Annotated in this window: 22 protein-coding genes and 3 pseudogenes; 17 read left to right on the top strand and 8 right to left on the bottom strand. The window is 70.6% G+C overall.

The genetic code is table 11. The features are described 5' to 3' along the window. Positions 1-152 precede the first annotated feature (152 nt). The 4 genes from O7626_RS14395 to O7626_RS14380 all read left to right on the top strand — a co-directional run bounded on the left by O7626_RS14395 (position 153) and on the right by O7626_RS14380 (position 2,783). Positions 153-599: a hypothetical protein gene (locus O7626_RS14395; protein ID WP_278061677.1), complete on the top strand. Its 447-nt coding sequence runs from the start codon at positions 153-155 to the stop codon at positions 597-599. 132 nt (positions 600-731) lie between these two features. Then, entirely contained in the window at positions 732-1,325 is a 594-nt protein-coding gene (locus O7626_RS14390; protein WP_278061676.1) for a hypothetical protein, read from the top strand. Between the two features lie 69 nt (positions 1,326-1,394). After that, positions 1,395-1,781 (top strand): hypothetical protein, encoded by a 387-nt coding sequence (locus tag O7626_RS14385; RefSeq protein WP_278061675.1) that lies wholly within the window; start codon positions 1,395-1,397, stop codon positions 1,779-1,781. 291 nt (positions 1,782-2,072) lie between these two features. Further along, positions 2,073-2,783: a class I SAM-dependent methyltransferase gene (locus O7626_RS14380; RefSeq protein ID WP_278061674.1), complete on the top strand. Its 711-nt coding sequence runs from the start codon at positions 2,073-2,075 to the stop codon at positions 2,781-2,783. A 61-nt stretch (positions 2,784-2,844) separates the two neighbouring features. Here O7626_RS14380 and O7626_RS14375 read toward each other — a convergent pair whose 3' ends face one another. Together O7626_RS14375 and O7626_RS14370 are read right to left on the bottom strand one after the other, a co-directional pair. Continuing rightward, entirely contained in the window at positions 2,845-3,645 is an 801-nt protein-coding gene (locus O7626_RS14375) for an AAC(3) family N-acetyltransferase (protein ID WP_278061673.1), read from the bottom strand. Positions 3,646-3,668: 23 nt separating this feature from the next. Beyond that, complete coding sequence (locus O7626_RS14370) at positions 3,669-4,433, bottom strand: TetR/AcrR family transcriptional regulator (RefSeq protein ID WP_278061672.1); 765 nt, start codon at positions 4,431-4,433, stop codon at positions 3,669-3,671. Between the two features lie 90 nt (positions 4,434-4,523). Between O7626_RS14370 and O7626_RS14365 the strand changes: the two genes are divergently transcribed. The 4 genes from O7626_RS14365 to O7626_RS14350 all read left to right on the top strand — a co-directional run bounded on the left by O7626_RS14365 (position 4,524) and on the right by O7626_RS14350 (position 8,648). Then, a complete protein-coding gene (locus O7626_RS14365; RefSeq protein ID WP_278061671.1) occupies positions 4,524-6,758 on the top strand; it encodes a PEP/pyruvate-binding domain-containing protein in 2,235 nt (744 codons plus the stop codon). Between the two features lie 14 nt (positions 6,759-6,772). Continuing rightward, positions 6,773-6,937, top strand: a complete 165-nt coding sequence (locus tag O7626_RS14360) for a PEP-utilizing enzyme (RefSeq protein ID WP_278061670.1) — start codon at positions 6,773-6,775, stop codon at positions 6,935-6,937. A 147-nt stretch (positions 6,938-7,084) separates the two neighbouring features. Further along, positions 7,085-8,065: an endonuclease/exonuclease/phosphatase family protein gene (locus tag O7626_RS14355; protein WP_278061669.1), complete on the top strand. Its 981-nt coding sequence runs from the start codon at positions 7,085-7,087 to the stop codon at positions 8,063-8,065. Between the two features lie 160 nt (positions 8,066-8,225). Beyond that, positions 8,226-8,648 carry a VOC family protein gene (locus O7626_RS14350; protein WP_278061668.1) on the top strand — a complete coding sequence of 141 codons (423 nt, stop codon included), beginning with the start codon at positions 8,226-8,228 and terminating at the stop codon, positions 8,646-8,648. Positions 8,649-8,710: 62 nt separating this feature from the next. On the opposite strand, the gene O7626_RS14345 is transcribed toward O7626_RS14350, so the two are convergent. Further along, a complete protein-coding gene (locus O7626_RS14345) occupies positions 8,711-8,980 on the bottom strand; it encodes a hypothetical protein (protein ID WP_278061667.1) in 270 nt (89 codons plus the stop codon). A 5-nt stretch (positions 8,981-8,985) separates the two neighbouring features. Here O7626_RS14345 and O7626_RS41535 point away from each other — a divergent pair. Further along, positions 8,986-9,189 (top strand): annotated as a pseudogene (locus O7626_RS41535) (hypothetical protein); the annotation flags it as partial. A gap of 368 nt (positions 9,190-9,557) precedes the next feature. Here the strand turns inward: O7626_RS41535 and O7626_RS14340 are convergent. Continuing rightward, on the bottom strand, positions 9,558-10,970 hold the full coding sequence (locus tag O7626_RS14340; RefSeq protein ID WP_278061666.1) for a hypothetical protein: 1,413 nt from the start codon (positions 10,968-10,970) through the stop codon (positions 9,558-9,560). Positions 10,971-11,561: 591 nt separating this feature from the next. Between O7626_RS14340 and O7626_RS14335 the strand changes: the two genes are divergently transcribed. Beyond that, positions 11,562-11,741, top strand: a complete 180-nt coding sequence (locus tag O7626_RS14335) for a hypothetical protein (RefSeq protein ID WP_278061665.1) — start codon at positions 11,562-11,564, stop codon at positions 11,739-11,741. Between the two features lie 3 nt (positions 11,742-11,744). Then, positions 11,745-11,951 (top strand): ferredoxin, encoded by a 207-nt coding sequence (locus O7626_RS14330; RefSeq protein ID WP_278061664.1) that lies wholly within the window; start codon positions 11,745-11,747, stop codon positions 11,949-11,951. A gap of 103 nt (positions 11,952-12,054) precedes the next feature. Here O7626_RS14330 and O7626_RS14325 read toward each other — a convergent pair whose 3' ends face one another. Beyond that, on the bottom strand, positions 12,055-12,540 hold the full coding sequence (locus O7626_RS14325) for a DUF1062 domain-containing protein (protein WP_278061663.1): 486 nt from the start codon (positions 12,538-12,540) through the stop codon (positions 12,055-12,057). 452 nt (positions 12,541-12,992) lie between these two features. On the opposite strand from O7626_RS14325, the gene O7626_RS14320 reads away from it, so the two are divergent. From O7626_RS14320 to O7626_RS14310, 3 genes and pseudogenes are all read left to right on the top strand, one after another. After that, positions 12,993-14,198 carry an IS256 family transposase gene (locus tag O7626_RS14320; RefSeq protein WP_278066155.1) on the top strand — a complete coding sequence of 402 codons (1,206 nt, stop codon included), beginning with the start codon at positions 12,993-12,995 and terminating at the stop codon, positions 14,196-14,198. A gap of 41 nt (positions 14,199-14,239) precedes the next feature. Beyond that, a complete protein-coding gene (locus O7626_RS14315; RefSeq protein ID WP_278061662.1) occupies positions 14,240-15,157 on the top strand; it encodes a site-specific integrase in 918 nt (305 codons plus the stop codon). A 599-nt stretch (positions 15,158-15,756) separates the two neighbouring features. Then, positions 15,757-16,991 (top strand): annotated as a pseudogene (locus tag O7626_RS14310) (IS3 family transposase). A gap of 11 nt (positions 16,992-17,002) precedes the next feature. Here the strand turns inward: O7626_RS14310 and O7626_RS14305 are convergent. Next, positions 17,003-18,154, bottom strand: a complete 1,152-nt coding sequence (locus O7626_RS14305; protein WP_278061661.1) for a HEAT repeat domain-containing protein — start codon at positions 18,152-18,154, stop codon at positions 17,003-17,005. A gap of 95 nt (positions 18,155-18,249) precedes the next feature. Here O7626_RS14305 and O7626_RS14300 point away from each other — a divergent pair, with 95 nt between their 5' ends. Further along, complete coding sequence (locus O7626_RS14300) at positions 18,250-18,903, top strand: hypothetical protein (protein ID WP_278061660.1); 654 nt, start codon at positions 18,250-18,252, stop codon at positions 18,901-18,903. A 338-nt stretch (positions 18,904-19,241) separates the two neighbouring features. Beyond that, a pseudogene (locus O7626_RS14295) lies at positions 19,242-19,430 on the top strand (tyrosine-type recombinase/integrase); the annotation flags it as partial. A 5-nt stretch (positions 19,431-19,435) separates the two neighbouring features. Here the strand turns inward: O7626_RS14295 and O7626_RS14290 are convergent. Both O7626_RS14290 and O7626_RS14285 read right to left on the bottom strand, forming a co-directional pair. Further along, the gene (locus O7626_RS14290; protein WP_278061659.1) at positions 19,436-22,402 is read right to left on the bottom strand and encodes a Tn3 family transposase; all 2,967 of its coding nucleotides are present in this window, start codon (positions 22,400-22,402) and stop codon (positions 19,436-19,438) included. 792 nt (positions 22,403-23,194) lie between these two features. Next, positions 23,195-23,719, bottom strand: a complete 525-nt coding sequence (locus O7626_RS14285) for an HNH endonuclease (protein WP_278061658.1) — start codon at positions 23,717-23,719, stop codon at positions 23,195-23,197. 32 nt (positions 23,720-23,751) lie between these two features. On the opposite strand from O7626_RS14285, the gene O7626_RS14280 reads away from it, so the two are divergent. Further along, positions 23,752-24,747 carry a tyrosine-type recombinase/integrase gene (locus tag O7626_RS14280; protein ID WP_278061657.1) on the top strand — a complete coding sequence of 332 codons (996 nt, stop codon included), beginning with the start codon at positions 23,752-23,754 and terminating at the stop codon, positions 24,745-24,747. The last annotated feature ends 82 nt before the right edge of the window (positions 24,748-24,829 follow it).

Here is a 24,829-nt window from a genome sequence, read left to right as displayed (position 1 = left end):
GGGGCCGGCACCGTGCCGGCCCCGGGGCGGTCCCCCAAGGACCCAACTGGTCGTCCGACCCTTCACGGTTGTGGTGGGATCGACCACGGGTTATGTCATTGACCACAGTGATCGGGGATCACTACCCCGGACCAGACGAAAACGGAAGCATCATGAGCGACAACGTCACCAACGACACCGACCAGGCCCACAAGCACGAGAACTGCCCAGTGTGCGGCCGCCGCCTACCCGAGCCCGGCACGCTCTTCATGGGCGCCTGCGGCACCTGTCTGTGGGGCACCGAGGACGGGGGTGGAGTTCCGTGCCGAGACTGCGGAACCACCCTGGACCCGTCGGCCAGGGGGAACTGCTGCCGGGTCTGCGCACCGGACCTGACCATGCCCGAGGGGCGGGTCTACTGGATGACCGTGCAGCCCGGCTACGTGGTCCAGGGCCTGTATGAGTACCTGTCCGGGATGGCCGCCGACGACCACCCGGTGGACCCGGAGGAGATGGCGGCCATCAAGAAGGTGCTCTACATGCGAGACCTGATGCCGGTCGAGACCGACCCGGAAGAGGAAGTGCGGCGCTGGAGGTCGATGTCTCCCCGGCTCCACTGACCGCCCCGGGCGCCCCGGCCATCCGATCGGGGCACCCGCTTGTGGTCAAAAAGACCATCTGATACGGTATTGACCACATTGGGCGGGATCCACTACCCCGCGCGGACGCCAGACGAACGGAGCACCACCGGCATGAACACCCTGTTCAACATCCCCCCACCGACCGGCCAGAGCGACCTCCTGGACCTGCTCACCCCCGCCCCCACCTACTCCTGCAACGGCTGCGGACGCACGCTCCCCGAGCCCCCCACCATGTGGAACAACCGATGCGGCCGGTGCCACCGGGGCACCCCCGACCGCCAGCCCACCCCCTGCAAGCACTGCGGCCCACTCACCGGCACCCCCGACCCCTGCTGCCAGCGATCCCTGGCCACCGCCGAGGAGCCGTACGTCGAACAGGCCCGGACCAGCGCCAACCCGGCAACCGTGGCCCACCCAACCGAGATCACCACCACCGGCCGCTGGCAGCAACAGTTCCCCGAGTTCTACACCACCACCCCCACCGCCGACCTCATCGACATCCACGCCACCGCCGTCCGGGACGCCCACGACCTGGCCCGACGCGTCCCCGACGTGGAACCCGACCCCCACTCCACCGACCCCGCCAAGGTCTGGGCCCACAACGCCGGCCACCACATCACCCGCTGCAACCACCTGGCCGCCGTCGTCGCCGACGTGGCCACCGAACGGGACATCCACCTACCCAACCCGCCCACCAGCCAGTAATCCAACCCGCCCCGCGCCCGGCCACCACACCAGGTGGCCGGGCACCGGCTTCCAGGAAGGACAACCACCATGCCGAGCAACCCCATCGACAAAGACCCGGCCGTCATCGCCGCCCGGCAACAAGCCACCCACCGCGCCGAGACAGCAGCCCGGATCGACCAACTCACCACCGACATGGCCCACACCATCAGCCAGCTACCCGAGGCCACCACCGCCACCACCGACCCCGCCCAGGCCCTCCGGTTGGCATCCACCCTGGCCCAACTCGCCCGCACCGCCGCACAAGCCAGCGACCAAGCCCTCATCCTGGCCCGAGCCCTCCCAGAAGGGCAGCGGCCATCCTGGGAGGAACTGGCCCAAGCCGTCGGAGACTCCGACCGCCACAACACCCGCCGCCGATACGTACGACTCACCGATACCAACCAGCCACCACCCCGCAAACGCGCCACCCGATAACCACCACCGCACCCACGCCCGGCAACCAGCCGCGCACCACCCGCGCCCAGGCCCGGCACCCCACACGCGACGGCCCCGCCGACCCGACAGCAGCCCGCACAACCCCGCCACCACCAGACGCGGTTGGCCCGTCTCATGGGTTGGCACAACAACCACGACCCGCCTCCGGTGGAGAGCGGCCGACGCTGGCGGCGGTAAATCGGCTGTCCCCGCCCGGCCACGGCGGCGATACTGGCGCCTCGCCCCGGGCAGCAGGTACCGGACGGGCCGGGGCGCGGACGGAGGAGACGGATGGACGGGCGGCGCCCCGACTGGTGGCTCGACGAGCTGGCGTACGCCGGCCCGGAGCACCTCGACCCGACCTACGTCGACGGCTACGACCGCAAGGCCGGCCACGACCCGGGGTCCGACCTGGAGATCCTGCGCCGGCACGGGCTGCACGGCGACGCCACGCTCGTCGACCTCGGCGCCGGCACCGGCCGGCTCACCCTGGCCGCCGCGCCGCTGTGCCGGCGGGTGGTGGCGGTGGACGTCTCGGCGGCGATGCTGGCCCGGCTGCGGGCCGACGCCGCGCGCGCCGGCCTGGCCAACGTCGAGGTGGTCCGGGCCGGGTTCCTCGGCTACCACCACCAGGGACCACCGGCCGACCTGGTCTACAGCCGGCACGCGCTGCACCAGTTGCCGGACTTCTGGAAGGCGGTCGCGTTGACCCAGGTCGCCGACCTGCTCCGGCCGGGCGGGGTGCTGCTGCTGCGCGACCTCGTCTACACCTTCGAGCCGGGGCAGGTGGCGCAACAGTTCGAGACCTGGCTGGCCGGGGCGGCCGGGTCGAGTGCCGACGGCTGGACCCGGGCCGAACTGGCCACCCACATCCGCACCGAGTACAGCACCTTCAACTGGCTGCTGGAACCGATGCTGGAACGGGCCGGTTTCCGGATCGTCGAGGCGACGCCGAGCCGGGACCCGGCCACCTACGCCGGATACGTCTGCGTCCGGGACTGACGTCCGCCGGAGCGCCGGGCGGCGGTGCCGCCGAGTGGTGTCCGAGCTCGGCCGGGCGGGGTCACGACAGTACGGCGCCGCGGTTGGCCGCGAGCCAGGCCGTGCCGAAGTCCACCAGGGACCGCTGCGACATCAGCCGCCCGGTCGCCTCGCCGACCCGGCCGACCGACACCGCACCGGTCGCGTCGAACGCCGCGCCGAGCCGCGCGAAGTCGGTCTCGTCCGCGACCACCTCGTCCCAGGTCAGCCACTGGCGGACGCCGTACCGGCCGAGCACGGACGCCCCGGCGGTACTGCGTGGCGGTGCCTCCTGCCGCGTCTCGGCCAGGTGCAGCGAGGTGTTCGAGCCGTGATCGCAGCCGAGCAGGAGCACCCTGCCGTCAAGCCGGTTGACCGCACCGAGCGGTGACCGCTCGCCGTGCGGGTCGTCGAGCGGATGGGAGCCGACGATCTCGTCGGCGTGCCGGCCCAGCGCGGCGCAGGAGACCTGCGGGTGGCTGCTGCGCACCGCGTCGGGCCAGCTGCGCACCGTCTCGGCGACGACGCCCATCCACCGGCTCGGCGTACGGGCCGGGTCGAAGCCCGGCATCCGGTCCCGGATCTCCGCCCACCAGGCGGGCGGGACCGGCGGGTTGCGCCAGCCGGCGGGATCGCTGTTGTCCGGGGTGTGGGTGGGCACGACGAGCGTCCCGTCGGGGCCGAGCACGTCCAGCAACGCCTGCACGACCGCCTGCGGCCCGCCGGCGACGAACCCCAGGCTGCGCATCGACGAGTGCAGCAGGACGACGTCGCCCGCCGTGAGGCCGAGTCGGCGCAGGTCGGACGCGAGCGAGTGGACCGTGTGCGGCGACGTCTGCTCCACGCGGGCAGTGTAGACGCCGGCGGTTACGGCTCACTCGGGGCGCGGTCGTCGTCCGAGTGGACGGTCCCGCTCGTCGTCCGCCGCGACCGGGGCGGCGGCTCGCCGGACACACCGTGCGGCACCAGCCGGTCCCGCGACGGCTCACCCTTACGATCTGCGCCGACGACGGCTCCGGGGAGTTCCTGGACCGGCTCGCCGAAGAGGAGTCCGAGGTGGGCGTCGAGGACGGCGACCGCCTTCTCACCGGTGTAGTGCCGACCGAGGACGTGGATGCCGAGTCCGTCGACCAGGGCGAGCAGCGCGGTGGCGGCGTGGGCCGGATCGATCCGGGCCGCCCTGTCACTGCCGGCCTGCACCGCGCGGATCTGGTCGGCGACGAAGGCCCGCAGCTGGCCGGCGTTGCCGCGCAGCCCTTCGGCGATGGCCGGCTTGACGGCGGCGTAGGCGAGGAAGGCGAGCGTGACGTGGCCTTCGAGTCGGCGGGGCTCGTCCAGCGGCAGGATCTGGACCATCAGCGTCCGGACGAGTTCGGCGGGGCCGAGCGCCCGGCCGGCGGCGGACGCCTCGGCGGTGATCCGCCGCTCCGCGTCCCGCATCACCATCTCGAGGGCGAAGGTCATCATCTCGTCCTTGGTGCGGAAGTAGTGCTGCACCATGCCGGTGGAGACCCCGGCCTCAGCCGCCACGTGCCGGAGGCTGACCGCCTCCAGGCCCTGGCTGGCGGCGAGCCGCATCAGGGCGTCGGCGAGCTGCCGGCGGCGGGCGGCGTGGTCGGCTCTCCTGGGCACCCGGCCACTTTACATTGCAGTCGTATTGACGTGGGGTCCCCACTTCGGTTACATTGCAGTCGTATTGAAAAGGTGGAGGGGAGTCCTCGGGTGAACGTGATCACGCTGGCGGAGACCGCCGCCGGCCGGACGGAACTGGTCGGCGGCAAGGCGGCCGGGCTCGGCGAGCTGATCAGGAGCGGCGAGCGGGTGCCGGACGGCTTCTGCCTGACCACCACCGCCTACGAGCGGGGTGTGATCCCCGAGCGCGAGGTGGCCGAGGCGTACGCGGCGCTCGGCGGTGGAGCGGTCGCGGTGCGGTCCAGCGCCACCGCCGAGGACCTGCCGTTCGCGAGCTTCGCCGGAATGCAGGCGACCCTGCTCGACGTCACCGGCGTCGACGCGCTGCACGACGCCATCGGCAAGTGCTGGAACTCGCTGCACGGCGAGCGGGCCGTCGCGTACCGGAAAGCCAACGACGTCGACCAGGAGACCGTCCGGATGGCGGTGGTGGTGCAACGCATGGTCGACGCCGCCGTCGCCGGAGTGTTGTTCACCGCCAACCCGGTCACCGGCCGCCGCACCGAGATGGTGGTCGACGCCGCACCCGGGCCCGGCACCGGCGTGGTCGACGGCACCGCCGACGCTGACCACTACGTCCTCGACGGCAGCGGGTACGACGACCGGGGCTGTCTCACCCCGGCCCAGCTCGCCGAACTGCACCGGGCCGGCGAGCGGATCGCGGCCCATTTCGGCACCCCGCAGGACATCGAGTGGGCGTTCGACGGCGACGGCACACTCTGGCTGCTCCAGTCCCGGCCGATCACCACGCTCTTCCCGCTGCCACCGCCGACCGACCGGCCACAGCCCCGGATCTACCTGGAGTTCGGGCACGTGCAGGGGATGCTCCGCCCGGTCACCCCGATGGGGATGTCCGCGCTGCGGGTGATCCTGGCCGGCATCCTCGGCTCGTTCGGCATCCGCGCCGAACTGGTCGACATCGGCGGCCGCCTCTACGCCGACCTGACCGACCTGGTCCGCGACCCGGCGACCCGTAAGCGGCTGGTGAAACTGATGGCGGTGGACTTCGGCCCGCGTGCCCAGGCGGTCGTCACGCACATCCTGACCGATCCGCGGTTCGCACCCGTGCCCGGCCGCCGGTCCCGCTCCGGAGGGTTCGGCCCGGCGCTGCGCACCGCGCCGCGCGCCGTCGCCGGGATCGTCGCCGCGCTGGCCCGCCCCGAGGTGGCCCGGGTCCGGCTCTTCGCGGAGATCGACCAGCTCCGGCAGCGGGCCGCCGCCGGGCCGGCCGAGCTGCGTACTGCCGCCGAGCGGCTGGACTTCGTCGAGGCCCAGGACCCGTCGACCCGGTACGACCGGATCATCTGGCCGGTCGTCGCCGGCATCCTGACCGCCGCCCTGCCGGCGGAACTGCTGAAAGGCGTCGCCAGCCAGGCCGAACTGAACACGGTGCTCGGCGGAATGCCGCACAACGTCACCATCGAGATGGACCTGGCGCTGTGGCGCCTCGCCGAGCGGGCCGGCGCGCACCGCGAACTGCTCGGCACGACACCGCCGGCCGAACTCGCCGAACGGTACCGGGCCGGCACGCTGCCGGAGATCGGCCTGGCGGCGTTCCTCGACAGCTACGGGCACCGGGCCGCCGCCGAGGTCGACCTCGGGGTGCCCCGGTGGGCCGAGGACCCCACCCCGGTCTTCGCCGCGATCGCCAACTACCTGCGGGTCGCCGACCCCGAACAGGCCCCCGACCGGCGGTTCGCCCGGGCCGCCGCCGAAGCCGAGGCGACACTCGCCGAACTCGTCTCCCGGGCCCGTCGCCGCCGGCCCGTCCGGGGCCGGCTGGCCGGGTTCCTGCTGCGCCGGGCGCGGGTGCTGGCCGGGCTGCGCGAGGCGGGCAAGTTCGCCGGGCTGTACCCGCTGCGGGAGAGCCGGCGGCAACTGCTGCTGGCCGGTGCCGAACTCGTCGACGACGGGCGGCTCGACAGCGCCGACGACATCATGTTCCTGACCCTGGCCGAGGCGCGGGCCGCCGTACGGGACGGGGTCGACCAGCGGGCGCTGGTCGCGCGGCGCCGGGAGACGTACCGGCGGGAGCTGCGCCGCCGGCACGTGCCGGTCGCGCTGCTCTCCGACGGCACCGACGTGGAGGCGGCGCTCGCCCCGACCGCCGCGACCGCGGCCGACGCGCTGCGCGGGGTGGGTGCGGCGGCGGGCACCGTGACCGGCCCGGCCCGGGTGGTGCTCGACCCGGCGACCGCACGGGTCGAGCCGGGCGAGATCCTGGTCGCCCCGACCACCGACCCCGGCTGGAGCCGCTGTTCCTGACCGCCGGAGGGCTGGTGACCGAGACCGGGGCACCGATGGCGCACGGCCCGACGGTGGCCCGCGAGTACGGCATCCCCGCCGTCATCTGCGTCCCCGGCGCCACCGATACGATCAGGACCGGTCAGGTGATCACCGTCGACGGCGCCGCCGGAACGGTGACGGTGCACCGGGAAGGCTAGGCCGGACACCGTCGGTGTCCGGCAACCCGCCGCCGGCCGGTCCGGACGGCGGGCAGGTCGGGTCTGTGCGGGCAGGTCGGGTCCGGACGCGGGTGGGCGGCCCGCACCCGGGGGAGGGGGTCGACCCTGGACGAGGCGCCGACGACCGTGCGGCAACCGCAGCGCCCGACGCGGCGGTGGCGGGGCGTCGACCCGCGCGGCCGGTCGGCCTGGCGACGCGGGTGGCCCACCGCCGCCACGGCACTGCTGGTCGGCCTGCTGCTGACCGGTCACGCCCTGCTGCCCAACCGGTTCGGCCGGCTGGGCAGCCTGCTGGAGACGTTCCTGCCCTGGCTCGGCGTCGCCGTCCCGGCACTGCTGGTGCCGGCGCTGCTGCGCCGCTCGGCAGCCGCCCTGGTCGCGCTGGTGCTGCCCGGCGGCGCCTGGCTCGGGCTCTTCGGCGCCGGGCTGCTCCCCGCCGAGCGGGCCGGCGGGGACGTCACGGTGGTCCAGCACAACGTCGGCGACACCAACCCCGACCCGGCGGGCACGGCCGCCGCGCTACGCCGGATCCGGCCCGACCTGATCGGGATGCAGGAGCTGACCCCGGCGGCGCTGCCGGCGTACTCGGCCGTGCTGGATCCGGTCTATCCGTACCGGTCGGTGCACGGCACCGTCGCGCTCTGGTCCCGCCATCCACTGCTCGACGACCGGCCGGTGTGGATCAGACCGGCCGGATTCGACCCGAACTGGAACCGGGGACTGCGGGCCACCGTACGGCTGCCCGGTGGAGACGCCGCCGTGTACGTGGCACACCTGCCGTCGGTACGGCTCGGCCTGCCGGACGGGTTCGGCAGCGCGCCGCGCGACGAGAGCGTCCGGCTGCTGGCCGGGGCGCTCGCCGCCGAGCGACAGAGCACGGTGATCCTGCTCGGTGACCTGAACAGCACCGTGCACGACCGGGGGCTCGCGCCGGTCCGCGAGCTGCTGCCGTCGGCCGGCCCGGCCCTGCCGTTCAGTTGGCCGGCGGCGCTGCCGGTGGCCCGGATCGACCAGGTGATGTCCCGGTCGGCGACCGTGACCGGCCTGTGGACCCTGCCGGCCACCGGCAGCGACCACCTGCCGGTGGCCGCCCGTCTGCGGCTTTGACCACGACCGGTCGGGGTCAGCCGGCCCCGGGCCTGTAGCAGCAGGAGGACGGCGACGAGACGGTCGGCACGCATGCCAGCAGCCTGCCGGAAAAAGTGCGCAAGCGGTGAGCACTTTTGTGCGGAGCATGGGTGGGGTCAACCGATCGGAAGGAACCACCATGTTGCGTGGACTCAGCACCGTCAGCCTCTTCGCCGACGACGTCGTCGCCGCCCGGGACTGGTACGCGGAACTGCTCGGCGTCGAGGCGTACTTCGTGCGCCCGGTCGACGGGCCACCGGCGTACGTCGAGTTCCGGGTCGGCGACCACCAGCACGAACTCGGCATCGTCGACAGCCGGTACGCCCCGTACAGCCACCCGGACCGGTCCGGCGGTGCGGTGGCCTACTGGCACGTCGACGACGTGCGGGCCGGTTTCGACCGGCTGCTGTCACTCGGCGCCACCGTGCACGACAGGCCGGTCGAGCGCGGCCCCGGCTTCGTCACCGCCTCGGTGTTCGACCCGTTCGGCAACACCCTTGGGGTGATGTACAACCAGCACTACCTGGAGATGCTCCCACCCCGGACCGGCGACGACCGGTGACCGGGGGTGCCCCCCGGGATCACCGGTGAAGGCGTCGGACTCGGCCGCGACGGCGGGCCGGTTCAGTCCGACCAGCCGAGATGCCGGACCACCTCCCTGGCGATGTCGGGCACCGTCCGGCCGTCCGTGTCGACGCGCAGGTCGCCGACTGCCGCGCCCTCCAGGGCCTCGGCGTCGGCGGCCGCCTCGGCGGCGATCTGCCGCAGCCGGGCCGCCGACTGTCCCTTCAGGGCGTCACCGGGATCAGCGGGCCCTGCCCGCGCCCCCCGGAGGACGGCCCGCTCGGCCAGCGAGTTCCGGCCGGCGTGCAGCCGGCACACGGTGATCCGCACTCGCCCCCGAGGCGTGGGCGCCGCAGAAGGTGGAGTTCTGCCACCTGGTCGGCAAACCGGTCGAGGCCGCCGACGCGCTCGCGCAGGCCGACGACGAGCTGCACACCGTACTGGCCGACCTGGAGACCCATCTGGCCAAGGGCAACCCGGGCGAGGTCCGGCTCACCGACGACGGTGAGTTGATCATCCCGCCGCTGACCGCGGAGGAACGCGCTGACCAGCGCGATCAAGGAGTACGGGGCGCTGCCCCGCACCGTCTACGGCGCCCGGTATCTGGCCGACGAAACCTATCGGAGGCGCATCGCCCGGCAGCTGAACAAGGGCGAGTGCGTCGTGGAGCGCCGGCAAACGTGTCACCGGCCGCAAACGAGGGTGATCGCCCTAGTCAGCGTGCTGGCAGCCCGACGGTTGAGCCCGGCCCGCAGGTCCGGGTTGGGTACGGCACGATGCGCCGCACGCTACCCGCGCCGGTGGTAGGAGTTGGCGACGTTACTCAGGCTGGAGATGCCAGCGCCAGCACCCGCGATAAATGGATCTTGACGGAGCCGGCCGTCCGTTTCCGCTGTCGGTTGCCCGCTCATAGGAAGACCTTCGCGTCGGCAGGCAGCCCCAGCTCGCGAGCCACGGCGCTGGTGTGCCATTCCGGCGCTGCGAGCACCTGGCTGGCCAGCATTGCGGTCCGGGCCCACGCCACGTAATCCATCTGATGCGTGAGGCGGCCGGGTTCCTCGGTCGCGACCCGCACCTGCGCCATGTGTTGCGTGGTCTGTGTGAAGCGGGCAGCTTCTTCGGGCGAGACGAGATCCCGCCCGGGTACGCCGCGCCGCGCGGACTCGTGGCAGGCCAGGAGGAACAGCCCGCCGCACAGCCCCACGAGCGTGTCTACGACCGAGTACTCGTGCCAGGTCGTCGCGAACTGCGTGATGTCGTAGTCGTCCGTGGACGGCGTCATCTTCCGCTCTTCGTACAGGTCGAGCCCGGCGGTCAGTGCTGCCGCGCACAGGTTCGTCACCGCGGTGAAGGCTACAGCGAACGGGCGCGTCGACAGCAGGCCCACGCCGCGGCGCGCGTTGCCCGGGTACCTGCCGACGTTGGTCCCGAAGTAGCCTGCTACCGGGCCGATGGCGCGCGCGAGGGCGTCCACCAGCGCGAGCACCTCGTGCGGCGCACCTCGTCCCATGGCCGCGAGGTCGAACGCCGGGTCACGCAGCCGCTCGTACACGTCGGTGCCCTCGTATGCCTTCAGATTCCTGACGGGCAGCCAACCGACCGTGCCCTCGTCGAACCGCACCGACGCGAACTGCTGGCCGTGGTAGTCGGTCGTTTGGCTCTGTGGCGCCTCGTGGAGGGCGACCACGTGGCCGCGACCCCCTTCTCTGAAGGTGTAGAACTGCACGCGGGTGCCGGGGTGCACGGGCCTCGGCGGTTTGGGAGTGGACTGGAACCGCCGGATCGCCTCCTCAAACTCGTCGTCGGGTGGGGCGGAGGGATCGTGATCGGGATCGTTCTCATCGTCGGCGTAGACCGGCCAGTAGTGGGCGAACCCGTGGCGCATCGCCATACGCAGGTACTCCGCGATCGAATCCGCAACGTCGCCAGCATTCTGCCTGTCGTCGTCAGCGAAGACGATGCGTACGTCGTCGTCGCCGCTGCGCAGCAGCCACACCGTGCCCTCGGGCGTGATCTCGTCGAGTAACAGCGCCGTACAGTCCTCACCGAACTGCGTACTGTTCTCATCGTCGCCCCGGAAGCGGTCCCATTCCGAGGTCGGCGCGATGCGGATGCACCCTCCGCCCGGCGGCTCGATGAACTCCCACTCGACGTGCACCCCGTCCATCTCCGCATGGAAGGCGACCAGTTCCTCCGGGATGCCCTCCCCGGCCCGCAGCGCGGCGAGCTTCTCCGGCGCGGCCGGCCCCCCGACCTCCGCCACCTCGACGCGGATATCGGGGCGGCACTGAAGCTCCGTAATGAACTCGCGCAGCTCCACAACCGCATCCCTGACCGTCGGGGTCCCGCCGGCCGGTCCGCTATGCCCGCCGTACGGCGTCGAAGATTCCATGCGACTGCTCACCCCTCGGATATGGATGCTCCTCGCGAGCGCGAAGGAATGCGACCCTACCGCCTGAGCATGAAGCGCGGGGCCCTGTCTTCAACCTCCGACGCCACACCACCACACCTCGCGATGGGGAGGAGCCCGATCGCGCTCCTCCCCATCGGTCCAGACGAGAAGTCCGTGACGTGCCGTCGCTGGTCTGGTCCGTGGATCGCGCTCCCGCCGTGCTCCACACGCTGGCAACCACCGCTCACATCGCGTTCCTCGTCGGCTACCGCCGTCTCCTGGAAACGGACCGCCTAAGCCAGCGCCGTGTACCCCAGCCCGTCGTCCTCGCGGAGGTTCGGGTCGGCGCCGAATTTCAGCAGCACTCGAATCACGTCCAGATGTCATGCGCAGCGGCGGCGCACATTGGTAAGCCCTCCCCGCCCAGCGGTTGGTCCGGCGGCCGGTCGAGCGCACTCTCCACATCAGGTCGCGCGCCGGCCTTCAGTACCCTGAACCGATGCGTGGTACAGCGGCGTCGTGCCCTACCGGTCCGGCATTGCGGGGCTGGCCCGCGTCGAGATGCGGGTCGCGTTCCCCGCGCTGGTCAACCGGTTCCGCACGCTGCGCCTGGCCGTACCCCCGGAGGAGGTTGCCCTGCGGCCGGAGACCGCGGACATCTACGGGGTGAAGAGCCTCCCGGTCACCTGGGACGCGTGACCGATGCGGGTCACCGTGGACGCCGAACGCTGTATCGGCCCCGGCATGTGCGCCCTGACGGCCGGGGAGGTGTTCGACCAGCACCAGGAGGACGGCACGGCGATCGTGCTGCGACCCGAACCGCCCGCCGAGGTGCAGGACTCGGTCCGCGAGGCCGTCGGCCTGTGCCCGGCCGCCGCGATCATCTTGTCGCCCGATGGCGGCCGGTAGCCCGGTTCGACTTCCGCCGGTGGTCGACACGGTGCTGGCCGGGTTCGCGGCTCCGGCGCGGTGGAGCCGGCCGGGCCGCTTGGCCCGCCCGGCTCCACCCGCGCTACTCCCCGGCCAGCACCGTGAAGGTGAATCCGGTACTCATCGGGCGGCGCAACGGGATGTCGCACTTGACCCGGCGCAGTACCTCCGGCCTGCTGAGGCCGAGACCCTGCGCGATGAGCCGGTCCGGACGCACCGGCACCGGATCTTCGAAGACGACTTCCACCTGGACCGGCCACTCCTGGTCGAGCTGTGCCGACGGGGTGTCCAGCCGCCATGCCCCCGTCCAGTCCAGACTGAAGCGGCGGTGTCGGGCGAAGAACGGATCCAACAGCTTGGACGCCACCAGATCCGGATCGTTGAGGTGATATTTGTGCAGCTCCGTCGGATCGAGGGAGCGGACCGGCACCCGCTCGTGCACGGTGAGCTTGCTCGTCCGATCGCAGGTCACGCAGCGGACCAGCAGCCACACGTCCAGCAGCTTGCCGTTGGCGTTGACGCGGAACCTGCCCTCGCCGGCGGTGGCCGACGCCGAACGGCAGTCCACGCAGCGCAACGAAAGTAGCGGCAGCCCGGTCCGCCGAACGACCCAGGGCAGCACGATATGAGGTTGTGCAGACATGACCATCTCTCTGGGCCTGACACGAGGCCGATTACGCGCGGCCTTAAGCGCTGTACGACCGGGCGCACGACGGCAGCCCGGCGGGCCGACGGGGCGCGTCGGCTACAGCTGAGTGGAAGAAGGTGTCAGGTCTAGAGAGCAGGCGGGGTCACGCGGGTCTCGTCCTCTGTCTTCGCCGGGATGGACTTGGCGGCAACTTACCGGAGCGCTGAGCGAGGGCTCAACCAGGTTTTCGACCGGCGTCCCCCGGGGGACTGTACAAATAACGGCTGATCGACCGATCAAGGGAGAGACGCCAGATGACAACCGAGATCACCTCGGGGCAGGAGCCGGCCGCGAGGCCGGCGGATGCGGTCACGGATGAGCAGTTGATCGCGATGCTGGTCGATCGGGCTCGTGGTGACGGGCTGAAGCTGACCGGTGAGGGTGGGCTGTTGCAGCAGCTCACCAAGCGGGTCCTGGAGTCGGCGTTGGACGGTGAGATCACCGATCACGTCGGCTATGACAAGCACGACCCTGCTGGTCGTGGCAGTGGGAACACTCGTAACGGTAGCCGGACCAAGACCGTGCTCACCGACGTCGGGCCGGTCGAGGTCCGCGTTCCGCGAGACGCGGCGGGCACGTTCGAGCCGCAGATCGTGCGCAAACGGCAACGCCGCCTGACCGGCGTCGACGACATGGTCCTGTCGTTGTCGGCCAAGGGGTTGACCCACGGCGAAATTGCCGCGCACCTGGCCGAGGTTTACGGGGCTGAGGTGTCCAAGCAGACCATCTCCACCATCACCGACAAGGTCATGGACGGCATGGCCGAGTGGCAGAACCGGCCCCTCGACAGGGTCTACCCGGTCGTGTTCATCGACGCCATCAACGTCAAGATCCGCGATGGGCAGGGCGCGAACCGGCCGATCTACCTCGCGATGGCGGTCACCGTTGACGGACACCGCGACATCCTCGGTATCTGGGCCGGTGACGGCGGCGAGGGCGCCAAGCACTGGCTGCACGTGCTGACGGAGCTGAAGAACCGCGGCGTCGCCGACGTGCTGATGCTTGTCTGTGACGGGCTCGAGGGCCTGCCCGAGGCGGTGGAGACCGTGTGGCCGCGCACAATCGTGCAGACGTGCGTGGTGCATCTGCTGCGCAACTCGTTCCGCTACGCGGCGAGGCAGGACTGGGACAAGATCGCCAAAGCGCTCAAGCCCGTCTACACCGCGCCGACGGAGGACGCCGCGACCGAACGGTTCCTCGAGTTCGCCGAGGCGTGGGGCCGCAAGTATCCGGCGATCGTGAAGCTGTGGGAGAACGCCTGGGCCGAGTTCGTGCCCTTCCTCGCCTTCGACGTCGAGATCCGCAAGGTCATCTGCTCCACCAACGCGATCGAGTCGGTCAACGCCCGCATCCGCAAGGCCGTGCGAGCTCGCGGCCACTTCCCCAACGAGCAAGCCGCCTTGAAGTGTGTCTACATGGCCTTGATGAGCCTCGACCCGACCGGCACCGGGCGCCGGCGCTGGACCATGCGCTGGAAAGCACCCCTGAACGCCTTCCAGATCGCCTTCGAGGGCCGGCTCACCCCGGCCAACAACTGACCACCTCAACAACCAAGATCAGCCGTTCACTTGACACTCCCATGACCGCAATCAGACCACCACCGTGCGGGCCGCAATCGACGCGTTCCTCGCCTCACCCCGCTGCACGGCCCGCACCACCCGCCGCTCGTACGGCGGCACCCTCGACCGTTGCCGGCGAGCTCGGCGCCGACCGGCCGCTGTCGAGCACGACCGGCGACCAGTTCGGCGACGCGCTCACCGCCCTATGGGGCAACTCGGCGCCGTCCACTTGGAACCAGCGCCGCGCCGCGGTCGCCTCGTTCCTCGCCTGGGCGGCCCGCAACGGTTACCCCGCACCCGCGCTGCCGGCCGGCGTCGAGCGGCGCAGCGAAATCCACGACCACACCCGCGCCGTCGACCGGGCCGCGGTCGAGCGGCTGCTGACCCGCCGGGACATCCCGCTGCGGGAGAAGACGCTGTGGCGGATGCTCTACGAGACCGCCGGTCGCGCCATCGAGATCCTCGGCATCGACATCGAGGACCTGGAACTGGACGCCCGCCGCGCCAAGGTCACCTCCAAAGGCGGCGACACCGAGTATGTGTACTGGGCCTCCGGAACCGCGCACCTGCTGCCCCGGCTCATCCGCGGCCGCACTCGCGGCCCGGTCTTCCTCTCCGAACGCCGCCCCGGCCCCGCACGCCGTCCGCCGGCCAAGGACATCTGCCCGCACACCGGTCGGGCCCGGCTCGGCTACGACCGCGCCCGGATCCTGCTCGACCAGTACACCCGCGCCCCCACCACGCCGGGACTGGATCTCCACCAACTCCGGCACTCGGCGGCCACCCACCTCGGCGAGGTTAATACCACCCTGCACCTGATCATGGCCAAGGGTCGCTGGCGTAACCCGCGCACCGCCGCCCGCTACGTCAAACCCGGCGCCGTCGCGGTCGCCGAGGCAACCGAGCTACTCGACATCACCCCACCCCGCCGGTCATAACCGTAGGCACACGCCGATACCACAGTGCCCTCGCGTGAACCCGGTTCTAGATCAAATTTTTGATCCCTGGTCGCGCGTTCGTTAGCAACGCCCCCAGCCGGGGTGCTCGTAAGAAACGTGTCACGAGCCGCAAACGAGGGATGCTCGTCCTGGTCAGGACCGCTGAGAGCGCTTCGGTCGATGCCTCTCTGCGAGGTCCGGGTTGGGTGCGCGAGGATGTCCGGCCATGGCGCGATCGCTGGATCTCGATGACCTTGTCGAGTACTGGACGCTACTGCGAGTACTGAACGCTACTGGACGACGAGCGGGGACCTGATCGCGGGCAAGCGCGGGCCGCCCAGGCTCGGTTTGCGTTCTTCACCGACCGGCCCGCCGAGGCCGTGCCGAAGACAGCCAGCGCTGAGATCCCGCTGACTCATGAGTCACTCCGGACGCTGCCAGGCAGGCGAACAGATCCTCCAAGCCACCGCCCTGTTTGACAGGCCCGGCCTCGCTCCGCGGGCTACCCGGCCAGCTCGGCGGCGAGCCGGACCGCCTCCCGGCGCACTGTTCCGCACCGGGTTTGATGGAGACATCGAAACCTGGGAGAAGATTTAGCTATGCCCGCACCGAAGAAGTACAGCGATGAGCTGCGTGAGCGTGCTACCCGGTTGGCGGTCGAGGCCCGTCGGGATCCAGCCAGCGCGGTAGGGGCGATCCGGCGGATCGCTGGCCAGCTCGGGGTGCACCCGGAGGCGTTGCGTGGGTGGGTGAAGAAGGCCGAGACCGACGTCGGTGACCGTCCGGGCGTCACCAGCAGCGACGCGGAACGCCTCGCCGCTTTGGAACGAGAAGTGCGTGAGCTGCGGCGGGCCAACCAGATCCTGCGCTCCGCGGCGAGTTTCTTCGCGGCGGAGCTGGACCGTCCGTCGCGATGAGGGTCGACTTCGTCGACTCCCAGAAGGCCGAACACGGTGTCCAGCCGGTCCTGCGGGCGCTGCAAGGTACGCCAGCCGAGATCGCACCGTCGACCTACTACGCCGCCAAGACCCGCCCGGCCTCGGCCCGATCACGGCGTGACGAGGAGTTGACCGCGCTGATCGAGCAGGTCCACGCGGCCAACTACGGCGTGTACGGGGCTCGCAAGATCTGGCACGAGCTGCGGCGCCAGGGTGTCGAGGTGGCCCGGTGCACGGTCGAGCGGCTGATGCGCGAGTCCGGGCTACGTGGGCTGTTGCGCGACAAAGCACCGCGTACGACCCGACCGGCAGCCGAGACCGGCCGTCCGGGTGACCTGGTCAAGCGTGACTTCACCGCGCGACATCCGAACCAGCTGTGGGTCGCGGATCTGACCTACGTGCGCACCAGCGTGGGCTGGGTGTACGCCGCGTTCGTCCTCGACGTGTACTCCCGCATGATCGTCGGCTGGCAGGTGTCCACGTCGCTCTACACGGATCTGGCTCTCGACGCGCTGAAGATGGCGATCTGGCGCCGTGAGAGTCAGGGCGCTGACCTGCGTGAACTGGTCCACCATTCGGACCGGGGAGTCCAATATCGAGCGATTCGCTACACCCAACGACTCGCCGAGGCCGGCACTGTCGCCTCGGTCGGCTCCAAGGGCGACTCGTTCGACAACGCGATGGCCGAGGCGTTCAACTCCCTCTACAAGGCCGAACTCGTCCGCAACAAGGGCCCCTGGCGCGGCCTCGACGACCTGGAGATGGCCACCGTCGAGTACACCGACTGGTACAACAACCGCAGGCTCCACGGCGAACTCGGCCACATCCCACCCGCCGAACACGAAGCGCTACACGCGATGACCCACCCGGTCACCGCACCCCTGAAAACCAACTAACCAACTCTCCATCAAACCCGGGGCTTGACACACTCCTCGCTGCCGTCGGTCGTGGCGCGGTCGCGTAGCAGCCGAAGGGTCGCAGCATCGTCGGGCCAGCCGCTCTTGACCGCGGACAGCGCGGACTGTCGCACGTAGACGTCATCGTCCGTGGTGGCCAGCTCGTGTAGTAGGGCCGCCGCACGTGGGTCGGATGACCATTCCTCGCCAAGCTTCCATGCCACCATCATCCGGTCGACGTTCTCCGTGCTGTTGGTAGCGAGTTCCCGCAGCGCGGGCCAGGTCCGGGGATCGTCGCGCCAGCCGGCCAGCAGCGCCTCAACGGCGCCATTCCGCAAATGCCAGTCGTCACCAGTGGTGGCCAGCCGGTGCACCAGCGGCAAGCTGTCCGGGTCGGTGCTCCAGCCGTCAGCGATAGTCCGCAGTGCCGCTGTCCGGACCGACGTGTCCGGGTCGGTGTCGGCGACCTGGCGCAACCACGGCAACAACCGGGGATCTCCCGCCCATCCGAGGCCGATCGCCTCGATCGCGGCCTTCCGCACGTCGTTGGCCTCGTCGGCGGCGCGCTCACGCAGCCACGGCAAGGTGCCCGCGTCCTCCAGCCAGCCGGACGCGACCGCGAGCACCGCCGCGCTGCGAACCTCGGAGCTGCGGTCCTCGGCGCCTCGGGCACACAACCATGGCAGGGTGTCCGGATGGATGGCACCGGCCGTCGCGACAGCCTTGACCGCGGCCGACCGCACCCACATGACCTCGTCATGGATGGCACGGCGACGCAACAACGGCAGGGTGCGTGGGTCCGCAGGCCAGCGCTCCGCCAGGACCTCCACGGCAGTGGCCCGGACGACCCAGTTGCTGTCAACAGTCGCGGACTCACGCAGCCACGGCAGCGTCCGCGGGTCGTCGGACCACCCGTCGGCGACCGCTCGGACTGCATCACACTGTATGTCCTCGGATGGATCGCTGAGGACGCATCCGTAGACCAGCGGCAGCACGTCAGCGTCACCGGCCCACCCGGCCGCGAGCGCTTTCACCGCCGCCACTCGTACGTCCTCGTCGTCGTGCTCGACGAGCTGACCCAGCCACGGCAGAACCAGCGCGGCGTCCACCGGTGCCGGACCGGCGAGCTGCACCACTTCGTTCATCGCGTCGCACTGTTCCATGTGGATAGTATCGCCGAGGTTTGATCGCCGGGCTGTCCCGCTCGATCATTCAGCTATCGTGGCTCGATCTCATCGACAGCGCCCGAGGATATCCGATGACAACGATGTACCTGATCCACTTCGACGCCTGCCGTGGGAACACGCTCCAGGGCCGAATCCAGCTGATCAACCCGGACGCGTTCTTCTTTCCCGCCGGGCCCGAGTTCCCGCTGCAGCTGATCCTCGAAGCCTGGCAGAACATGAAGCACGGCTACTTCTGGGACGAGGACCAACTGTACGTCTCGCGTGAGGAGGGCGTCACGATCGCCGACCGGGTGACATTGACCGACGAGCTCACCGAGCTGTGGGAGCTCACCCTCGGCCGGAAAATCGACATCACCACAGAGGAGGACGAACAGCTGAGGTGCTCCTATGACCGATGCCAGCCGCTGATCGCAAGGAAATATCTCGTCCGCTTCAGCGCGTGGGGCAGCAGCGACGGGAAGCCGTACATCATGACCAAGCCAGATCCCGACGAGTTCTGCTGGCGCGCCGCACAGATCATTGCCTCCTACCAGCTCGGCGAGCCACAGCACCTGCCACCGGGTGTGGACCCTCGGTACATGCCGGAGGATGAGAAGCACCGCGCGCTAAGAGTGCCGTCGGAGCTTCAGCCCAACGCCGGATTCACCGTGACCGTCCACGATTCCCGCTACCTTGAGCACGTGGGCGCACCGATGCGGTTCGAGACCGCGTTCACCGGGTGGTGACTCGGATCCGCGCTCTACCCGCGACGCTGGCTGGCCGGGTTGACTGGCTCGCGGATCAGTCGAGGGTCGAACCGGTAGCGCCGCGAGGGGTCAACCGGGTTCTTGACGGTTCTTGACGCGGCTCGGGCATCGGGTTTGGTTCTCGTGCCCACACGATCCGGCTCCGCTGGCGCGTTCCAGTTCGGACAGCGGCGTAGATTGAGTCGGGGCTGACCGGAAAGGCCATCTCGTCGAGAGCCATCTGCCCCGTCCATCGATTAAGGCGAAGACTGTGACGGCACCCGCTGATGTCCCCGCCACCGAGCCGGCCCGCGCGCCACGGCGGCACGGCGCGGTCAGGCATCGACGACCTCAGCCCGCACGTCCTGCGGCACACCTTCGCCACCGACCTGCTGCGCGGTGACGCGGACCTCGTGCTCGTCTCCGAGTTGCTTGGGCACGCCTCGGTCAACACCACCCGGATCTACACGCTGTCCACCGAGGCCGACCGCGACCGGGCCGTCGAGCTGTTGCGCACCGACCGGTAACAGGCTCAGGATCGCGGTGAACCGCTGAGCGCGAGGCGGCTGGTCATGTCGAGCTTGACTTCCCCGTACGGGGCGACGTGGGTCCAGAACAGTGGGGTCAGGCCGCGCAGGTCGGCGTCGGTGAGCTGGGCGGCCCACTCGTCGTCAGCGAGGACGTCTTGGACCATGAGGGTGTTGATGTAGACCAGCGCGGCCTGCAGCACGCGCAGGCAAAGCACGGAGAGTTCCTGCTCGTCGCGGCGGTTGGTGGCGATGTCGCCGCCCTTGCCGTAGAAGATGACGCTGTTGGCCCGGTTCCACGACTCGACGACGTTGAGGCCCTCGTTGATCTCGCGTTGCAGGTCGCGGTTACGCAGGTAGCGGGCGACGAAGATGGTGCGCTGGGCGCGGCCGACCTCGATTATCGCCTGGTAGGTGGGGTGGATCGCGTTGGTCCGGGTGAAGCGGCGCAGGATCGCCTCCGTGGAAGCGGTGCCGGACCGGATCGCGGTCGCGGTCGCGTATTTGATCATCTGGTCGTACTGCTCGGCGATGATGTCCCACCGGATCGGCCGCGACAGCGCTGGCATGAGCCGTGGATAGGCGTCGGGTTCGCCGGCGGCCGGGCGGTAGAGCCGGACCTTGTTGATCCGCTTGATCCTGGGGAGCAGGTCGAAGCCGAGCAGGCGGGTGATGCCGAAACCGACCTCGGACTGGCCGTGGGAGTCGACGTAGTTGCCCTCGACCTCCATGGTCGTGCCGTGCCGCATCGCGCCCTCGACCATCGCGGCGACCTCAGACGCGGTGCAGGAGATGAGCTGGGAGCGGATGGCCATGCTCTTGCGCTCGACGTGCCAGTAGATGAGCACACCACGGCCGCCGTAGCGGGAGTGCCACTCGGTGAAGATGTTCTGGTCAAACGCGCCGAAGTGCGTCGAGTCGCTGGCCACGGCGGTGGAGCCGGCGCCCCAGACGGTCTTCACCCGGGCCGCGAAGGTGGCGTTGGCGATCTCGGTCGCGATCGTTCGGGCGACCTCGACGGTCAGGTACCGGCGCCGCACATAGCGGATGTCGTCCTCGCCGTGCCCGTGCTGGGCGCTCCCGGCGATCGCCCGGATCCCGGTATTGGTGCCGTACGCGTAGATCGCCAGCAACAACCGTTCCGCGAGCACCTCAGGCGCGAGTTCGCCGCGCCCGGCAGTGCCGGTCACACCGGCGAGGCAGCCGGTGCGCAGCACCGCTTCCTTGAGCATGTCGATCAGCGGAACCGTGCCCCACCGGGTGCGGACCTCGTTCTTGAGACGGCGCAGGTTTCGCGGTTCCGGCGCGGCGTCCAGATCGGTCAGCTTGATCGCCCCGTTCTTGCCCCGGTCGGCGATCTCCAGCCAGGCCAGCTTCGGCAGGCCGGCGTCGAGCGCGGCCAGCTCGTCGCGCATCTCCTCGCGCAACTGGTCGCTGAACGCGGTCGGGTCGAGCGGTTTGCGCAGGGCGGCGTAGCGGGCGTCACGGTGGGCCTCGAAGTCGTGCGGGAGGTCCTGGTCGGGGTTGCGCCACTTGTCGGCGCCGACGACCCAGATCTCCTTGCAGCGCAGTTGCTCGCGCAGCGCTTGGAAGGTGCAGATCTCGTACACGCTGCGGACCACCCGCCGGCCGGCCTTGCCTGCGTCCTTGAACACCAGGGTGGTCCAGTCGCCGAGCACGCCCTTGTGGGAGGGCACGCTCTCCCCGGCCGGGTAGTAGGTGAGCCGGGCGTCGGCGTGCCGTTTGACCAGGTCCAGGGCATCGAGGACCGGCCGGTGGGTGGCGTTGTTCGACCTGAACTCGAGCATCTCGAGCAGCTCGACAAGGCCGCGCCGGTAGTGGTTGGAGTAGGACGCCTTCAGCGTGGTCTGCACGGTCCGCCGGTAGACCGGGCCCTTGGTCTTGAACTCGTGGACCAACTCCCGCAGCGTCTGCTCGCCGCCGGATACCGCCGGGTAGACGACCTCGCGTACGGCGTCGTCGGGCCGGTCGAGCGATGCCTCGGCGATCGCGAACAGTAGGTTCTCCTTGCCCGTGACCCGCTTGAGCGCGTTGACCAGTTCCTCGGTGACCTTCCGGTCCGCGCGGGCGCCGATCCGGTGAACCGTGGAGATCAGCAGCTCGACCAGGATGTCGGTGATCTCCCGCAGCCGGGTATGCAGCAGCGCCGCGAGCAGGGTCAATGTCAGCGGCTCAGGGTGATCGCGCAGGTGCGACGGGGACTCCACCAACGCGCGGGCACGCCACGAGGCGAGCACCCGTGGGGCGACGTCGGCGAACAGGTCGCCCGGCAGGCCGATCGCCCGGGCCGCGCGCAGCTTGCGCATCTCGGTGAGCATCGACTCCAAGCTCACGTTGCCCGGCACCGACTTGATCAGCGCCAGCACCGACTCCTCGCCGGTGTCGTCGTCCGGGACCTCGACCGCAACCAGGGCGCGCAGCCGATCGGCGACGTCGGCGGGAAGCCTGGCCGCGATCCGCGCGGTCAGCGTTTGCTCGGCCCGGTGCAGCGCCGAGCGCACGATCCGGTCGATCCGCCCAGCCGCGGGCGGCTCAATCCGCTCCGTCCGGCACCGCCCGAGCAACTCGTCGCGGACCAACTCCGGGCGCCGCTCGGCCTCGCACACGTTCGAGGTGAGCCACTCAGTCAGCTTGTCCGCGTCAGCGACCACGCACTCCCGGAAGCCCAGATGGGCCCGGATCTGCGCCCGGTGGTACTCGATCGTGCGGCCCGACCACTCGTACAGCCCGAACACGCCCTTATCGACGCCAACCTGCCGAGCCACGAACTCGACCGCTTCGCCCGGCAGCTCGCTACGGCCGCGCGGAAACCGGCCGACCCGGATGTAGAACTTCAACACCAGCGCGAACCCGAGCCTCGTCGGCCCGCGCTTGCCCGCGATCAACTCTCGCTCGTCATCCAGCAACGTCCAGTGTTCGATCAGCTCATCGAGATCCAACGATCGCGCCATAGCCGGACATCATGTCGTACCAGGCCCCAGGCTCAGGGCCACCCCTCGGCGGGGCCGCACCCCACCCTCCTGACCAGCGCGATCACTCTCGTTTGCGGCTGGTGACACGTTTCTTACCAGCACCCCCAGCCGGCGCGCATCCCCGTCCCGCCGATCCGAGGAACCGGCCAGCTCCCCGCCGCTCTACCCGCACTTCTGCACCCGGACGTCCGTGCTCGAGGTTCTCCCGGGCTGACTGTCAGCACCGCAAGTCCGAATTATTACTGGATTGCCAATACTGGTAATTCAGTAATCGCCCGACACGAGAGTGGAGGAGCGCCGCGCCGCTTGTAAGCGGCGCGCACCATAATGACAGTTATGAGGCGTAACGAGTCAGCCTGGTGTAGCGCAGCCGTCCCGCGCCGACACCGGCCACTCGCGGTGGCCTGCCCGGGGTAGAGGCCCCGGCCGGCTCCGGCAGTGCCACCAGCCGGACCACGCGGCGCTGCGCGGCCTGCTGCACGCGGTCGCCCCCGGCAGCACGCTGCTCTTCGCCACCCACACCCGCGCCGATCTGGTCGCGCGCCCGGACAAGGGCTTCGACCCCGCCGACTACTACCAGGCCGAGGAGATCGCCCGACTACTCGGCCCCGCCTGGAAGGTGCTGGCCAACGAGACCCGCTCCCGCACGAGCCCGCCCCCGCCGGCACCCGGCACACCCGCGACAGCGTGCTGCGGGCACTGCGCCTGACCTGGGCTGCCGCACGCCCGTGCCGAACCGTCCGGGGGCGTCTTCGTCCGGCGAGCCGAACGTCAGTCCGTCGTGCGGCCGTACCGGGCGCGGCCCTCGGCGACCTGGCGGGCCTGCCGTTCGCGCCACCGCTTCTGCGTCTCGCTGTTGCACCGTCGGCAGACCTCGCGAAAGCGGCCGGTGCGGCTGTCGATCTCACGGTCGTGCCCGTTGCGGCACCGGGGCCGCTGCCTGCGGTCACGACAGTTCTCGGCATGGCTGAGCTGACGCAGGTGGGTCGGCTCGATACAGTCCGGCACACCGCAGACGCGGTCGACCTCCAGCCCGGGGTCGTAGTCACCGACGAATACGACGTACGCGGCGATGTGCGCCCATGCCCGGCCCGCGACCTTCTGCGGTACGCCCCGCCGGCTACCGTAGCCGCGTACGACGAGGCAGCCGCCCTCGGCGCGGGTCGAGCGGTCCAACAGGTACGCCCGGAGTGTTTCCTCGGTGAAGTGGCGGGACAGGCCGCGGACCTGGGAGAGCACGTCGGGAGGATAGCGGGCGCCGCCGACGGTGACGTGCTGGCGGGCGCGCCTCGACACGAACCCGCCTACCAGCTGGGAGTCTTCCGCACATGCCGTCTTCCGAGATCGTGCCCCGCCGGTCGGGCGGTCCCATGTCGGCAGCCGCGGGGTCCGCCGATTTCACCGAAGCCTGGCTGGACAACCGGCGGCTGTCCGCGCACACCCGCGACGCGTACCGGCGGGACGTCGCGGGCTGGCTGGGTTGGTGCGGGAACCGGGCGCTCGACCCGCTGCGGGCCACGTTCCTCGACGTCAACACGTACGCCCGCGAACTGGAGGAGACGCTGGGGCTGCGCAGTGGTCGCCCGCTCACCCCGAGTACCGTCGCCCGCCGGCTCTCCGCGCTGTCCAGCTGGTACGAGTTCCTGGTCAGGTTGCACGCGGTCGACGCCAATCCGGTGGCCGGCGCCGACCGCCCCCGGGTCGACCGGGACCATTCCGGCACCGTCGGGTTGACCTCCGACGAGGTCGATGCGCTGCTGGCGGCCGCCGGGGCCGACACCGGACCGACCGCCGTCCGGAACCGGGCCACCATCAGTCTGCTGGCCGACCTGGGGCTGCGGGTCGGCGAGTTGATCTCGTTGGACCTGGCCGACCTGGGTACCGAGCGTGGGCATCGCAGCATCCGCTTCGTCGGCAAGGGCGGCAAGATGCGCCGTCGCGCCCTCACCCCGGGCACGGCGTACGCGGTGGACGCCTACCTGGCTGCCCGGGCCGCCGCCCAGGGGCGGACCGTGCCGGAGTTGACCGGTCCACTGCTGGTCACCGCGACCGGCGCCCGACTGGACCGGAAATCGGTGTTCCGGCTGGTCCGCCGGCTCGCCCGGGTGGCCGGCATCCCCGCGTGGGCGCGACTGTCGCCGCACTCGCTGCGGCACGCGTTCGCCACCACCGCCCGGAGCGAGGGGGTGTCCCTGGAGGACGTGCAGGACGCGATGGGGCACGCCGACCCGCGGACCACCCGCCGGTACGACCGGGACCGGCACAACCTCGACCGCGATCCCGCGTACGTGATCTGGGCGGCCCGGTCCCGTCGGCGCCACTGACGCCGCCGGGACCGGCGCAGTAGGTTGATCACGTGGAACAGGAGATCCGACTCCGGTACGCGTCGTCGTTCGGTGCGGCCGC

Source organism: Micromonospora sp. WMMD1102 (genome assembly GCF_029626265.1).
Lineage (GTDB): Bacteria > Actinomycetota > Actinomycetes > Mycobacteriales > Micromonosporaceae > Plantactinospora.
The sequence above is the reverse complement of the archived record's forward strand: the minus strand, read 5'-3'. Positions and strand labels throughout refer to the sequence as shown.